We start from the raw sequence: 14,400 nt of genomic DNA on the forward strand, positions 1-14,400 counted from the left end.
GCCGGCCCGCCAACGATCGTCATTCCAGCGAAAGCTGGAATCTCACTGGCCTTGGCGACGTCCAGAAGGGAGATCCCGGCTTTCGCCGGGATAACGCTCCGGGGGGCTGGCCGTTGCCGCCTCAGTTGCCGATCGAGACGCTGGCGTCCGCGCTGTTCGTCGCGGCGGCGGCGAGGATGGTGCGGGTGGCGGGCCCCTTGTCGACCGTGTTCTGGGCGACTTCGGCGACCGACGAGCGGATGCCGGGCTCGGGCACCGTCTTGGTCAGGCCGATGATGTCCTTCTCGGTCTGGCTCTTCGGCGGCTGGGTGTTGGCGAACATCGCCGACAGCGCCTGCTGGCTCGAATCGGCCTCCTGCGGGCGCGAGGCGCCGGGCTTCGGCGGGACCAGCGCGAAATCGGGCGGGATGGTCAGCGGCGCGCGCTTCGACACGGCGAAGGCGTCGAGGTTCGACGAGCGACCCGCCATCACGCCCGGGCGATCGCCCCGGCTGCACGCCGACACCAGGGTCATGGCGACCAGCACCGAACCGAGAAGCAACTTAGACCGCATCGACATTCTCCGCAGGAACCTTGGGCTCACGCACCAGCAGGGCGCGCAGCACCAGGATCAACACACCTATCGTAATCGCGGCGTCCGCGACATTGAAGACCAAAAAGGGATGCCAGTCGCCGATATGGGGATCGAGGAAGTCGGCGACATAGCCGAGCCGCGTCCGATCCGCGATGTTCCCGATCGCCCCGCCCAGCACCAGGCCGAGCGCGACCACGTCGCCCTTCGCCTTTTCCCGCCAGATCCAGACGACGATCCCCACCGCGATCAACGCGGTGCCGGCGACCAGCAGCCAGCGTTCGCGATCGGACCCGGCGACCAGGAAGCCCATCGACACGCCGTAATTCTCGACCCAGCGCAGGTCGAAGAAGCTGGTGATCTCGATCAGCCCGCGCTCCCGCAGCGCGACCGGGCCCATGATCGCCCATTTGCTGATCTGGTCGAGCAGCAGCACGATGGCCGCAACGCCGAAGCCGAGCGGCCGGTGCAGGGTGCGCGCGTCAGCCATTCACCACCGTGTCGCAGCGGTCGCACAGCGCGCCGTCGCTCGCGACCTCGGGCAGGTGGCGCCAGCAGCGGCCGCATTTCTCGGCTTCGGTCTTGCTCACCTCGAAGGCGATCGGATCGCTGCCCTCGGCCAGGCTGGCGACGGCCGGATCGCCGTCGACCACCTCGACCTTGGCGACGATGCCGATCTCGCTCAGGTCGACCGAGCGCAGCAACGCGGCTTCGCCCGGATCATAGCTGATCGCGGCGACGTCGACCTCGAGGCTGGAGCCGATCACCTTGTTGCGGCGGAGCGGCTCGATCTCGCCGGTCAGCTTGGTGCGGTAGCGGCGCAGCAGTTCCCAGCGCATCCGCAGGTCGTCGTCCTTCCAGCCGGCATCGACCTCGGGCCAGGTCAGCAGGTGGACCGATCCGCCGTCCGGGTAGCGGGTGCCCCATACCTCCTCGGCGGTGAAGCAGAGGATCGGAGCGGCATAGCGGACCAGCGCGTGGAACAGCGTGTCGAGCACGGTGCGATAGGCGCGCCGCTTCGGGTCCGACGGCGCGTCGCAGTAGAGCGAATCCTTGCGGATGTCGAAGAAGAAGGCCGACAGGTCGTTGTTCGCGAAGTCGCTCAGCGCGCGGGCATAGCGGTTGAACTCGAACGCCGCGGTCGCGTCCTTGAGCTCGGCGTCGAGGGTCGCGAGCAGGTGGAGGACGTAGCGCTCCAGCTCGGGCATCGCCGCCGGCGCCACCTTCTCCCCGTCGCTGAAGCCTTCGAGCGCGCCGAGCAGGTAGCGGAAGGTGTTGCGCAGCTTGCGATAGGCGTCCGACGTGCCGGCCAGGATCTCCTTGCCGATGCGGACGTCCTCGAAATAGTCGGTCGAGGCGACCCACAGGCGCAGGATGTCGGCGCCGCTCTCGTTGATGATCTTGAGCGGATCGACGACGTTGCCGACGCTCTTCGACATCTTGCGGCCCTGGCCGTCGAGGGCGAAGCCGTGGGTCAGCACCGCGTCATAGGGCGCACGGCCGCGCGTGCCGCAGCTTTCGAGCAGCGACGACTGGAACCAGCCGCGATGCTGGTCCGACCCTTCGAGATAGAGGTCGGCGCGGACGCCGACGCCGTAGCGCGCCTCGATCGTGAAGGCATGGGTCGATCCCGAATCGAACCAGACGTCGAGGATGTCGTTGATCGGCTCGTAGTTCGCCGCGTCGTAGCCGGGGCCGAGCAGTTGCTGATGGTCGGCGGTGAACCAGGCGTCGGCGCCGCCGGCCTCGAACGCCGCGATGATCCGCGCGTTGACCGCCGGATCGCGCAGATAGTCGCCGGTCTTGCGGTCGACATAGAGCGCTATCGGCACGCCCCAGGCGCGCTGGCGGCTGATCACCCAGTCGGGGCGGCCCGACACCATCGCATGGATGCGGTTGCGCGCCTTCTCGGGCACCCAGCGGGTCCGCTCGATCGCGTCGAGCGCGGTTTCGCGCAGCGTCACGCCGTTGCCGCGTGCATGGCCGACGGGGTCGCTCGCATCGACGATCGGGGTCGCGGCGTCGCCGTCGATGCTCCGGTCCATGGGGATGAACCATTGCGGGGTGCAGCGGAAGATCACCTTGGCCTTGGACCGCCAGCTATGCGGATAGCTGTGCTGGAAATCGGCGCTCGCCGCCAGCAGCGCGCCGGCCTCGCGCAGGTCGGCGCAGATCGGGCCTTCCGGCCCGTTGAACTTGGGATTGATCACCGATCCCTGGCCGCCGAGCCATCCCCAGTCGGCGCGATACTTGCCGTCGCCCTCGACCGCGAACACCGGATCGATGCCATGTTCCTTGCACAGGAAGAAGTCGTCCTCGCCATGGTCGGGCGCCATATGGACGAGGCCGGTGCCGGCGTCGGTGGTGACGAAGTCGCCGGCCAGCAGCGGGCGCGGCCGGGCGAAGAAGCCGCCGAGCCCGTGCATCGGGTGACGGGCGACGGTGCCGGCGAGGTCCTTACCGGTGAAGTGACGATCGGTCTGCGTCACGTCGCCGATGCGCGCGCTTACCGAGCTGACGAGATCGGCGGCGATCAGCAGGCGGCGGCCATCCTTTTCTACCAGTGTATATTCGACCTCTGGTCCATAGGCGAGCGCCTGGTTGACCGGGATCGTCCACGGCGTGGTCGTCCAGATCACTGCATCGGCGCCGACCAGGTCGGGGATCTTGCTCTCGACGATCTCGAAGGCGACGTCGATCTGGGTCGAGACGATGTCCTCATATTCGACCTCGGCGTCGGCGAGGGCGGTCTTCTCGACCGGGGACCACATCACCGGCTTGGCGCCGCGATAGAGCTGGCCGCTCTCGGCGAACTTGAGCAGCTCGCCGACGATCGCCGCCTCGGCCGCGAAGTTCATGGTCAGATAGGGATCGTCCCAGTCGCCGTCGACGCCAAGCCGCTTGAACTGCTCGCGCTGCACGCCGACCCATTTCTCGGCATAGGCGCGGCATTCGGCGCGGAACTGGACGGGATCGACCTCGTCCTTGTTCAGCTTCTTGGCGCGATAGGCCTCCTCGACCTTCCATTCGATCGGCAGGCCGTGGCAGTCCCAGCCGGGGACATAGGGCGCATCCTTGCCGAGCAGCGACTGGCTGCGGACGATGATGTCCTTCAGCACCTTGTTCATCGCATGGCCCATATGGATGTCGCCATTGGCGTAGGGCGGGCCATCGTGCAGGATGAAGCGCGGCTGGCCGGCGCGGGTCTCGCGCAGCTTGCCGTAGAGGTCCTCGGCCGCCCATTTCGCCAGGATCGCCGGCTCCTTCTGGGCCAGGCCGGCCTTCATCGGGAAATCGGTCTTCGGCAGGAAGACGGTGTCGCGGAAATCGGGTGCGTCGGTCATCAACATCATCTCAAATCCGCTCATCCTGAGGAGGGACTGAGCTTTGGCGAAGGCCCGTCTCGAAGGATCCTTCGAGACGCCATTTCGCCTTCGCTCAATGGCTCCTCAGGATGAGCGGTGTAAACGGGCGGGTCAGGCCCTACGCGACCGGGCTTGAGGCGGCAAGTATCCGCTTCGCCTCGGCGCAGTCCTTGTCCATCTGCGCGGTCAGCGCCTCGAGGCTGTCGAACTTCGCCTCCGGGCGGATATAGGCGATCATCTCGACCTCGATGCACTGGTCATAGAGGCTTTCGGCGAAGTCGAAGAAATAGGCCTCGAGCAGTTCCTTGGGCGGATCGAAGGTCGGCCGGACGCCGAGATTGGCGGCGCCGTCGAGCACCCGCCCGTCGGACAGCAGCCCGCGCACCGCGTAGATGCCGTATTTCGGGCGGAGATAGCGGCCCATCGCGATGTTGGCGGTCGGGAAGCCGATGGTGCGGCCCAGCTTGTCGCCATGCTGGACCTTGCCCTGGATGCGGAATGGGCGGGTCAGCAGGCGCGCCGCCTCGACCGGATCGCCGGCGACCAGCGCCTCGCGGATGCGGCTCGAAGAGATCGGACCGCGTTCGTCGCTGACCGGGCCGATCGCCTGCGCGGTCAGGCCGTGGGCGGCGCCGATCTCGGCCAGCACGCGGACATTGCCGGCGCGGCCCTTGCCGAAGGTGAAGTCCTCGCCGGTGACGACATGGGCGGCGCCCGCACGACCGATCAGCCATTCGGTGATGAAATCGGGGGCGGAGACGTTGGCGAGCCGCTGGTTGAACTCGAACACCAGCATCGCGTCCGCGCCGGCCTGTTCGAACAGGGCGGCGCGCTGGTCGAGCGAGGTCAGGCGGAAAGGCGGCGCGTCGGGCCGGAAGAAGCGGACCGGGTGCGGATCGAAGCTGGCGACGAGCACCGGGCGCCCGGTCGCGCGGCCATGCGCCACCGCCGCGCCGACGACCGCCTGATGCCCCCTATGGAAGCCGTCGAAATTCCCCAACGCCACCACGCTTCCGCGCAGATGCTCGGGAAGCGGGCGGTCGCACGTCAGCCGATCCATGGGGGCGCTATAGAAAGTGCGGCGGCTTCACGCAATTAGCGGGCAGGGGCGACCTGCGATTTACCGCCGCCGCAGGGTGACGAAGGCGAAGGCGGGCTTCCCGTCTGCTGCGGGATGCGCCTCGCGGGCGTCCTCGCGCCATTCGGCGGGGTCGAAGGCGGGGACGACGGTGTCGCCTTCGGGCGCGTCGTCGACTTCGGTCAGCTCGATCCGGTCGGCGCGCGGCAACAGCAGCGCGTAGATTTCGGCGCCGCCGACCACCGACAGGCGATCGGCATCGGCCAGCGCGATCGCGGCATCCACGCTATGGGCGACCTCGGCGCCCCCGGCACGCCAGCCGCGATCGCGGGTCAGCACGATGTGGCGGCGTCCCGGCAGTAGCCCGGGGAGACTTTCAAAGGTCTTGCGTCCCATCAGCATTGGCGCGCCCTGGGTCAGCGCCTTGAAATGCTTCAGGTCGGCGGGAATGCGCCAGGGCAGGTCGCCGTCGCGCCCGATCACCCCATTGCGCGCGCGGGCGAGGACGAAAACGATCTCGGGCCGGCTCACACCGCCACCTCGGCCTTGATGTGCGGGTGGGGATCATAGCCCTCGATCACGAAGTCCTCGGGCGCGTAGGCGAACATGCTCGACGGCCTGCGGGCGAAGGTGAGCCTGGGGAAGGCGCGCGGCGTGCGAGATAGCTGCTCCTCGACCAGATGGCCGTGGTTCGAATAGACATGGGTATCGGCGCCCATCCACACCAGCTCGCCCGGCTCCAGGTCGGCCTGCTGCGCGAGCATGCGGATCAGCACCGCCGCCTCGAAGATGTTGAACGGGAAGCCGAGGCCGAGGTCGCACGAGCGCTGGTAGAGGATGCCCGACAGCCGCCCGCCCGCGACATGATATTGATAGGTCATGTGGCAGGGCGGCAGCGCCATCCCCGGCAGCTCGGGCACGTTCCAGCCGGTGAAGATCAGCCGACGCGAACTGGGGTTGGTGCGCAGCATCTCGACCAGCTCGGCGATCTGGTTGATGCCTTTCTCCTCGCGCCGGAACAGCCCGTCGCCGACCTGGGTATAGCGCGGCCAGTCGACCCATTGCTTGCCGTAGACGGGACCGAGGTCGCCCCACTCGGCGGCGAAGGCGGGATCGTCGATGATCCGCTGCTCGAAGGCGTCGCGGTCGATCGCCTCCCCGGTCGCCTTGCGATATTTGTCGAGCGGCCAGTCGGTCCAGATATGGACGTTCTGCATCACTAGCGGGCGGATGTTGGTATCGCCCGACAGGAACCAGATCAGTTCCTTGATCGCCGATTTCCAGAAGATCTTCTTGGTGGTGATCAGCGGCACCGTGCCGTCCGACAGGTTGAACCGCATGGTCACCCCGAACAGCGATCTGGTCCCCACGCCGGTGCGGTCGACCCGCTCGTCGCCGCCATACCAGGCGCGCGCCATGGCATCGAGATATTGCTGTTCGGGATGTTCGGTCATGGGAGAGGGGGTAGCCGCTTACCCCCCTCCCTTTCAAGGGAGGGGCAGGGGAGGGTGGCGAGCGTAGCGAGCCTCCCCGGTCGTCCCGCGGAACGCCGCCAAGGGGCATCGAGCCCTTTGGCTTCGTCACCCACCCCAGGCCCCTCCCTTGAAAGGGAGGGGATTTTCTGGGGCCACTTCCTTTCGCCCCGCCCGCTCGCTACATCGCCCGCCTATGGCAAAGCTCAAGATAGCGTCCTGGAACATCAACTCGGTCCGCGCCCGCATCGATATCGTCAGGCAGTTCCTGGAGGAGCAGCAGGTCGACATCCTCTGCCTGCAGGAGACCAAGGTCCGCGACGACACCTTCCCGTTCGGGATGTTCCGCGATCTCGGCTATGATCATTTCGAGATCAACGGCCAGCCGATGCACCATGGCGTGGCGATCATCTCGAAGCTGCCGCTGCACGACAATGGCCGGCACGACTGGCAGGACAATGGCGAGGCGCGCCATGTCGGGGTGCGGCTCGATTGCGGCATCCGGCTGGAGAATGTCTATGTGCCGGCTGGCGGCGACATTCCCGATCGTGATCTCAATCCGAAGTTCGGCCAGAAGCTCGACTTCCTCGGCCGCATGATCCGCTGGTCGGAGGAGCTGAAGGAGCCGACGCTGCTGGTCGGCGACTTCAACATCGCACCGCTGGAATGCGACGTGTGGAGTCACAAGCAACTCCTCGACGTCGTCAGCCACACGCCGATCGAGGTCGAGACGCTCGGCCGGCTCCAGGCGAGCCACGACTGGGTCGACCTGGGCCGCAGCTTCGTACCGCCGCCGGCGCGGCTCTACACCTGGTGGAGCTATCGCGCGCAGGACTGGGCGGCGTCCGATCGCGGGCGGCGGCTCGACCATATGTGGGCCAGTCCCGAGGTCGCGAAGCTCGCCACCGACCATTATGTCTGCGAGCCGTGCCGGTCGTGGATCAGGCCGTCCGACCACATCCCCCTCATCACCGAGCTCGACGTGTGAGCGGCGCGCGGGCGGCGGCGCGCGCGATCGACGCGCTCAAGCGGGGCTGGCCGGTCGCGGTGACGGCCGGCGACGGCCGGCTGGTCGTGCTCGCGATCGAGACCGCCAACGACGTGACCCTCGCCGATTTCGACGGATCGGCTCCGGCCGACGTGCTGCTGTCCGCGGCGCGTGCGGTTACCCTCAATCTCGCCAACCAGCGCGAGGCGGCGAGTCCCGCCTGCCCGGCGCTGGTCGAGCGGGTGCCGTGGATCGACCTGCCGACGGCGGTCGCGCTCGCCGATCCGGTGCGCGACCTGGCGACACCGCTGAAGGGGCCGTTCCGCGCCAAGGCGGTCGAGGCGCCCCAGGCCGCCGCCGCGGCGCTGCGCCTCGCCCGGCTTTCGGGGCTGCTGCCGGCGCTGTTCGTCCGTACGGACGGCCCGGTCGAGGCTGAGGTCGCGGCGGAGGCGCTCGACGATTATGAAGACCCCGCGCACCTCGTCATCGCCTCGCAGGCGCGGCTGCCGGTCGCGGTCAGCGAGAAGGCCGAGATCGTCGCCTTCCGCCATGTCGCCGACGCCGCCGAGCATGTCGCGCTGATCATCGGCACCCCCGACGGCACCCCGCCGCTCGTCCGCCTGCACAGCGAATGCCTGACGGGCGACGTGCTCGGATCGCTCAAATGCGATTGCGGGCCGCAGCTTGCAGGGGCGCTCGCGGCGATGACCCAGGCGAGCTGGGGCATATTGCTCTACCTGCGCCAGGAAGGGCGCGGCATCGGCCTGATCAACAAGCTGCGCGCCTATGCGCTGCAGGACCAGGGCTTCGACACGGTCGACGCCAATCTCCGCCTCGGCTTCGGCGTCGACGAGCGCGACTTCCGGGTGGCGGCGCGGATGCTGTCGCTGCTCGGCCAGGCCGAAGTGCGGCTGATGACCAACAATCCGCAGAAGGTCGAAGGGCTCGAGGCCGCCGGTATCCGTGTCGCCGAGCGGGTGCCGCACCGGATGGGCGAGAACCCGCATAACAGCGCCTATCTGGCGACCAAACGCGACCGCACCGGCCATGTGCTGTGAGCGGCATCCGCGTCGATAGCGCGGCGCTGACCCTCACCGGGCCGGACGGGCGGACGATCCGCTGCGCGATCGGCCGCTCGGGCGCCTGCCCGGCCGGGGAGAAGCGCGAGGGTGACGGCAGGACCCCGCTCGGCCGCTGGCCGATCCGGACGGTGCTGTTCCGCCCCGGCCATGCCGCGCCGCCGGCGGGCATGTCCTTGCCGTGGCGCTGGGTGCGGCCCGACGACGGCTGGTCGGACGATCCTGCCGATCCCGCATATAACCGTCCGGTGCGGCATCCCCATGCCTATTCGGCGGAGCGGCTGGTGCGCGACGACGGCGCCTATGACGTGATCGTCGTGCTGGGCCACAATGATGCCCCGCCGGTTTCGGGCATGGGCAGCGCGGTGTTCCTCCATTGCAGCGAGGGACGGCCGACCGCTGGTTGCGTGGCGGTGGAGAAGGGGGCGTTGCTGGCGTTGTTGCCGCTGCTTGGGCCGGGTGACGCGGTGGGGATCGTGTGAAAAAATAAGCCCCTTCCTGCAAGGGAGGGGAAGGGGTGGGTGGCGAGCGCAGCGAGCCCTGCTCGATCGTCCCGCAGAACTCCGCCGAGAGGCGTCGAGCCCCTCGTCTCCGTACCCCACCCTTACGCCTCTCCCCTGAAGGGGAGGGGACGCTATGGGTCTTTCAACCTGTGGCGGCTATGCGCTCCTCGCATTGGCGGACGATGTCCTGCAGCTCGTCGAGCGTCTGGTCGAGCGCCTTGCGTTGCAGTTCAAGTGCCTCGATCCGCGCGCCGACGCGGGTCAGGAGCTGCCGGGTCTGCGCGAGGTGGAGCGAATCGACGGTGTAGAGGTCGAGGAATTCCTTGATCTCGCGTAGGCTGAAGCCGAGGCGCTTGCCGCGCAGGATCAGCTGGAGCCGCGCGACCTCGCGCCGCGAATAGACGCGCATCGTGCCGACCCGCTGCGGATCGAGCAGCCCCTTGTCCTCGTAGAAGCGGATGGCACGGGTGGTGACGCCCAGCTCGTCGGCGACATCCTGGATGCCCCGGAGCGGCTGGCGCTCCTCCGCCCGTTTGAAAGCGTCCCTCGGCATCGGCTCAGTTCGCCGCCTTCTTGGTTTCCTCGGCAACCAGCTCTTTCCGGGAGAGCTTGCCGATCAGTGTCTTGGGCAGGCTGGTGCGGATTTCGACCTCGCGGGGCATCTCGATCTTGGAGACACGGCTTTTGAGGAATTCGCACAATTCGTCAACGCTCGCCTGCTGGCCGGGGCGCAGCACCACGAAGGCCTTGGGTGCCTGCCCGCGATAGGCGTCGGGCACGCCGATCACCACCGCCTCGAGGACTGCGGGATGCTCGTAGAGCGCCTCCTCGATCACGCGTGGATAGATGTTGTAGCCGCCGGCGATGATGACGTCCTTGATCCGATCGACCAGGAACAGATAGCCGTCCTCGTCGAGATAGCCGACGTCGCCGGTGCGGATCGCGCCGTCGACGAACACCTTCTCGGTCTCCTCGGGCTTGTTCCAGTAGCCCTTCATGACCTGCGGCCCGCGCGCGCAGACCTCGCCGCGCTCGCCGGTCGGCAGGATGACGTGCGGATCGTCCAGGCTGCGGATCTCCAGCACCGTGCCCGGGAAGGCGGGGCCGGCGCTGTTGTCCTTCACCGCGCCCTCGACAGGGTTGCAGGTCAGGATGGGCGAGGTCTCCGACAGGCCATAGCCCTCGACGACGCGCGCCCCGGTCAGCCGCTCGAACTCGGTGCGGACGTCGAAGGGCAGCGGCGCACCGCCCGACACGCAATAGTCGAGATCGTCGAAATGGATCGGCTGGCTGGCGGCGGCCTTGTTGATCGCGGTCAGCATGGTCGGCACCGCGAGCAGCTTGGTCGGCCGGGTGCGCTTCGCGGTCTTCAGGAACTGCTTCAGCTCGAAGCGCGGCAGCAGGATCATCTCCGCCGCCGTGTCGACCGAATAGTTGAGCACCGTCGTCAGCGCGAAGACGTGGAACATCGGCAGCACGCCCATGATCCGATCCTGGCGGGCGCCCGGCCGTTGCCCGACGTGGAGGATCATCTGGTAGCTGTTCGCGGTCAGGTTGGCGTGGCTGAGCATCGCGCCCTTGGGCACGCCGGTGGTGCCGCCGGTATATTGGAGCACCGCGACATCGTCGGGCGACACATCGACCGGGCGGAAGCCGGCGGCCTGGGCGCCATCGGTCACGGTGGAAAAGGCGATGTGCCGGCCGTCGCGCGGCCATGCCGCGATCTCGCCGCGCTTGAAAAGGCGATAGGCGATCGACAGCAGCGGCGGCAGGATGTCGGCCATCGGGCAGACGATGATCGTCCGCAGCCCGCTCTCCTCGGCGACGGCGGCGACCTTGGCGTGGATCGAGGCGACGTCGATCACGGCCATCACGGTCGTGCCCGAATCCTGGATCTGATGCTTCAGTTCATGCTCGACATAGAGCGGGTTGAAATTGACGATCGTCGCCCCGCAGCGCAGCGCCGCGAAATAGAGGATGACGAAATAGGGCGAGTTGGGCAGGCACAGGCCGAAGCGGATGCCGGGCCCGACGCCGATCGCCTGGAGGCCGGCCGCCGCGCGATCGACCAGCGCGCCGATCTCGGCATAGGTCCAGTGGCGCCCCAGGAAGTCGATCGCCCGCCGCTCGCCATGGTCGCGCACCGCGGCGTCGATCAGGTCGGTCAGCAGGCGGGACGGAATCGGCGGGGACGCTGGCCCGTCCCCGCCGCCCGGGAGAGCGGCACCGCGACCGGGGGGGATGGGGTCAGTCACGGTGCCGCTGTTCGTCATGGTCTTGCCTTTCTCCCTCAGAAGCTCATCCGGCCGCCGACGGCCAGGATGATGGCATGGGCACCGGTCAGCCGGCCGTCGGGCCGGATGATCGTCTGGGCCGGGGTGCCGACATAGAAGCCGCCGAGCCGGTCGATCGACGCGTTCTTGAAGTCGACATAATTGGCAGCGGCGTCCAGCGTGATCGACTCGGTGATCGCATAAGAGGTGCCGAGCGCGAAGTTGATGCGGCTGGCGTCGGGGACGCGCGCATCACGGAAGCCGTCCTGCGTCGGCGTCTGGTCCCACTGCACGCCGCCGCGCATCGTCCATTGCGGGGTGACCGCATAGTCGACGCCGCCCGCGACGCTCCAGCTGTTCTTGTAGTTCTGGTCGAGCGCGGCGTTGATCGGCGCACCGAGGCGGATCGCGTCGAACTTCTTCCAGCCGGCGCGGACGACCTGGCCGTTCAGGGTGAGCTGGTCGCTGACGTGGATGCGCGCGCTGGCTATCGCCTGCCACGGCGTGCGGAAGCTGGCGGTGATATCCTCGATCCGGCCGTTCTGGCCGGCGAGCGGACCGAGCAGGCCGGCGGTGGTGATGCTGCCCTTCAGCTTGTGCTTGACCGACGACTTGTAGGAGAAGCCCAGGTCGATCATCTCGCTCGGATGGATCTGGACGCCGGCCGACCAGCCGAAGTCCCAGCCCTTGCCGCGCAGCGTCTGATGCCCATCGGGCAGCAGCGGCGACAGGTTGGGCAGCGAGTTGGATAGCGACGCCTTGCTGTGTTCGATGTTCAGGCCGACGCCGATGCCGATCATCGGCGACGGTGCGAAGGCGATCGTCGGTTGCAGGTCGATCGTGGTCAGCTTGGTCTTGTCGGCGGTGTAGCGCGCCCAGCTGTTATTCTCGTAGTTGGTCGCGAAGCTGTAGGGCGCGGTGAGGGCCAGGCCGACCGACCACTGGTCGTTGAGCTTCCAGCCGACCGCGCCCGACGGCAGATAGCCCTTTTTGAGCGGATCGACCGAGACCTGGTTGCCGCCGACCGGGGCCGGGGCCTGGCCCGGCCGGGCGATGATCGTGCCCACGTTGCGGACCTTGCCCTTGGGCAGGATCGCGCTGAAGCCGAGATAGGCGGTGCTCTTCTCGTTGCCGGCGATCGCGGCGGGGTTCCACCACAGCGATTGAGCGCCCTGGTCGGCCGCCTCGCCCGAGAAGGCGCGGCCGGCGGCAACCACCGACTGTTCCTGCAGATAGAAAGCCGAGGCATCGGCAGCGCTCGCGCCGAGCAGGGTAGTGGTCGAGGCAACGCCCGCGAGGGCGATGCGGCGGAGATTCGAATTGGTCATGGGATGTGTTCCTCTCTTCCCGTTCCGCGGCGCCTCAGCGAACGCGGGTCCAGGTCTGCGTCTTGCAAAGCGGCACGAAGATGCAGCCCCTCAGCTTCAACGTGTTCGCATCGACGGGCGTGATCCGCGCGTCATAGGTCTTGCCGTCTTCGGCATTGTAGATGGTGCCCTTGTCCCAGACGCCATCCTTGAAGCTGAAGCCGCCCAGGATCTGCAGACCCTTGAGCGCGCGGCCGCGCAGCTTTTCGTCCTTGTTGTTGGTGTCCTTGAGCGCGGGGTTGGCGGTGAGGCCGTCCGAGCCCAGTATCTTCCCGCATAGCGAAGCGCCGCAGCGTGTGATCTCTACGATGCCGTTTCGCGTTTCGGTTTTCCAGCGGCCGACCACCGCGTCGGGACTTGCGCCGGCCGCCATAGCCAAGGCCATCAGTATCATGCTCATCGCCTCAGTCATCCTCCTGCCAGATGCCCGATGCTGCGACCGGGTCATCCATCACGATGCAGCATCGATTGCACAAAAAGCGGTTGACGTATAGGGTAATCTACATACCTTTAAGAGAAATCATTCGCGGCTGTTGCATAAAGGTCGCGTCGGAGGAGAAGGTTCCATGCCGAATGCCGTGATCGCGGGTTATGCGCGCTCGCCTTTCCATCTCGCCAACAAGGGGGAGCTGGCCCGCGTCAGGCCCGACGACCTCGCCGCCCAGGTGATTCGCGGCCTGATCGACAAGAGCGGAGTGAAGGTCGAGGACATCGAGGACGTCATTCTCGGCTGCGCCTTTCCTGAAGCCGAACAGGGCCTCAATGTCGCACGGCTGATCGGGTTGCTCGCCGACCTGCCGATCAAGGTCGGCGGCATGACGGTGAACCGCTTCTGCGGGTCGTCGATGAGCTCGGTCCACATCGCGGCCGGTCAGATCGCGATCGGCGCGGGCGAGGCGTTCATCTGCGCCGGGGTCGAGAGCATGAGCCGGGTGCCGATGATGGGCTACAACCCGCTGCCCAGCCCCGATCTCGCGAAGAAGCGCCCCGGCGCCTATATGTCGATGGGCGAGACGGCGGAGAACGTTGCCAGCCAGTATCAGGTGCCCCGCGCCGCGCAGGAGGCGTTCGCCGTCGAGAGTCAGAAGAAGGCCGGCGCCGCCCGCGAGGCCGGTCGGCTGAAGGACGAGATCGTCCCGATCCGGACCAGGAAGGGTGTCGTCGACGTCGACGGCACGCCGCGTCCCGACACCACCGCCGAGGCGCTCGCCTCGCTCAAGCCCGCTTTCGACCAGAACGGCACGGTGACCGCCGGCACCTCCTCGCCGCTGACCGACGGCGCGGCGGCGGTGCTGGTGACGAGCGAGGACTATGCCAAGGCCAACGGCCTCACCATCCTGGCGCGGATCAAGAGCGTCGCGGTGTCGGGCTGCGAGCCGGAGATCATGGGCATCGGCCCGGTCCAGGCGACGCGCAAGGCGCTGGAGCGGGCGGGGCTCGTGGTCGGCGACCTCGATATCGTCGAGATCAACGAGGCCTTCGCCAGCCAGGCCATCGCCTGCAGCAACGAGCTGGGTTTCAAGCTGGAGACGGTGAACCTCGACGGCGGCGCGATCGCGATCGGCCACCCGCTCGGCGCCACCGGGGCCCGGATCGTCGGAAAGGCGGCGGCGCTGCTCAAGCGCGAGGGCGGCAAATATGCCCTCGCCACCCAGTGCATCGGCGGCGGTCAGGGCATCGCCACCGTGCTGGAGGCCGTGTGAT

General features: G+C 67.7%; 14 protein-coding genes. 4 read left to right on the plus strand and 10 right to left on the minus strand.

What is annotated here, in order from left to right:
- Window positions 1-121: 121 nt before the first annotated feature.
- The 6 genes from B5X82_RS04935 to thyA form a co-directional block, all read right to left on the minus strand.
- On the minus strand, window positions 122-553 hold the full coding sequence (locus B5X82_RS04935) for a DUF3035 domain-containing protein (RefSeq protein WP_079647003.1): 432 nt from the start codon (window positions 551-553) through the stop codon (window positions 122-124).
- A complete protein-coding gene (gene lspA, locus B5X82_RS04940; protein WP_079647004.1) occupies window positions 543-1,061 on the minus strand; it encodes a signal peptidase II in 519 nt (172 codons plus the stop codon). Before lspA ends, B5X82_RS04935 begins: the two co-directional genes overlap by 11 nt.
- A complete protein-coding gene (gene ileS / locus B5X82_RS04945) occupies window positions 1,054-3,915 on the minus strand; it encodes an isoleucine--tRNA ligase (RefSeq protein WP_079647330.1) in 2,862 nt (953 codons plus the stop codon). The genes lspA and ileS overlap by 8 nt, the downstream gene beginning before the upstream one ends.
- 139 nt (window positions 3,916-4,054) lie before the next feature.
- Window positions 4,055-4,996: a bifunctional riboflavin kinase/FAD synthetase gene (locus tag B5X82_RS04950; protein ID WP_079647005.1), complete on the minus strand. Its 942-nt coding sequence runs from the start codon at window positions 4,994-4,996 to the stop codon at window positions 4,055-4,057.
- A gap of 60 nt (window positions 4,997-5,056) precedes the next feature.
- Entirely contained in the window at window positions 5,057-5,545 is a 489-nt protein-coding gene (locus tag B5X82_RS04955) for a dihydrofolate reductase (protein ID WP_079647006.1), read from the minus strand.
- Window positions 5,542-6,468 carry a thymidylate synthase gene (thyA, locus tag B5X82_RS04960; protein WP_079647007.1) on the minus strand — a complete coding sequence of 309 codons (927 nt, stop codon included), beginning with the start codon at window positions 6,466-6,468 and terminating at the stop codon, window positions 5,542-5,544. The genes B5X82_RS04955 and thyA overlap by 4 nt, the downstream gene beginning before the upstream one ends.
- Window positions 6,469-6,682: 214 nt before the next feature.
- Between thyA and B5X82_RS04965 the strand changes: the two genes are divergently transcribed.
- Genes B5X82_RS04965 through B5X82_RS04975 form a run of 3 tightly spaced genes read left to right on the plus strand, consistent with a single transcriptional unit; the run spans window position 6,683 to window position 9,035 of the window.
- On the plus strand, window positions 6,683-7,474 hold the full coding sequence (locus tag B5X82_RS04965; protein WP_079647008.1) for an exodeoxyribonuclease III: 792 nt from the start codon (window positions 6,683-6,685) through the stop codon (window positions 7,472-7,474).
- Window positions 7,471-8,532 (plus strand): GTP cyclohydrolase II, encoded by a 1,062-nt coding sequence (gene ribA, locus B5X82_RS04970; RefSeq protein ID WP_079647009.1) that lies wholly within the window; start codon window positions 7,471-7,473, stop codon window positions 8,530-8,532. Before B5X82_RS04965 ends, ribA begins: the two co-directional genes overlap by 4 nt.
- Window positions 8,529-9,035 carry a L,D-transpeptidase family protein gene (locus B5X82_RS04975; RefSeq protein WP_079647010.1) on the plus strand — a complete coding sequence of 169 codons (507 nt, stop codon included), beginning with the start codon at window positions 8,529-8,531 and terminating at the stop codon, window positions 9,033-9,035. The genes ribA and B5X82_RS04975 overlap by 4 nt, the downstream gene beginning before the upstream one ends.
- A 163-nt stretch (window positions 9,036-9,198) precedes the next feature.
- Here B5X82_RS04975 and B5X82_RS04980 read toward each other — a convergent pair whose 3' ends face one another.
- The 4 genes from B5X82_RS04980 to B5X82_RS04995 are packed head-to-tail and all read right to left on the minus strand — an operon-like array spanning window position 9,199 to window position 13,096.
- Entirely contained in the window at window positions 9,199-9,609 is a 411-nt protein-coding gene (locus B5X82_RS04980; RefSeq protein WP_079647011.1) for a MerR family transcriptional regulator, read from the minus strand.
- Between the two features lie 4 nt (window positions 9,610-9,613).
- Window positions 9,614-11,329 carry a long-chain-fatty-acid--CoA ligase gene (locus B5X82_RS04985; RefSeq protein WP_079647012.1) on the minus strand — a complete coding sequence of 572 codons (1,716 nt, stop codon included), beginning with the start codon at window positions 11,327-11,329 and terminating at the stop codon, window positions 9,614-9,616.
- Window positions 11,330-11,346: 17 nt separating this feature from the next.
- Window positions 11,347-12,657: an OmpP1/FadL family transporter gene (locus B5X82_RS04990; protein WP_079647013.1), complete on the minus strand. Its 1,311-nt coding sequence runs from the start codon at window positions 12,655-12,657 to the stop codon at window positions 11,347-11,349.
- 34 nt (window positions 12,658-12,691) lie between these two features.
- Window positions 12,692-13,096, minus strand: coding sequence for a DUF2147 domain-containing protein (locus B5X82_RS04995; RefSeq protein WP_079647014.1), 405 nt, complete (start codon window positions 13,094-13,096; stop codon window positions 12,692-12,694).
- Window positions 13,097-13,262: 166 nt separating this feature from the next.
- On the opposite strand from B5X82_RS04995, the gene B5X82_RS05000 reads away from it, so the two are divergent.
- Window positions 13,263-14,399, plus strand: coding sequence for a thiolase family protein (locus B5X82_RS05000; RefSeq protein WP_079647015.1), 1,137 nt, complete (start codon window positions 13,263-13,265; stop codon window positions 14,397-14,399).
- Window position 14,400: the final 1 nt, after the last annotated feature.

The sequence above is a fragment of the Rhizorhabdus histidinilytica genome, assembly GCF_900167915.1.
Lineage (GTDB): Bacteria > Pseudomonadota > Alphaproteobacteria > Sphingomonadales > Sphingomonadaceae > Rhizorhabdus > Rhizorhabdus histidinilytica.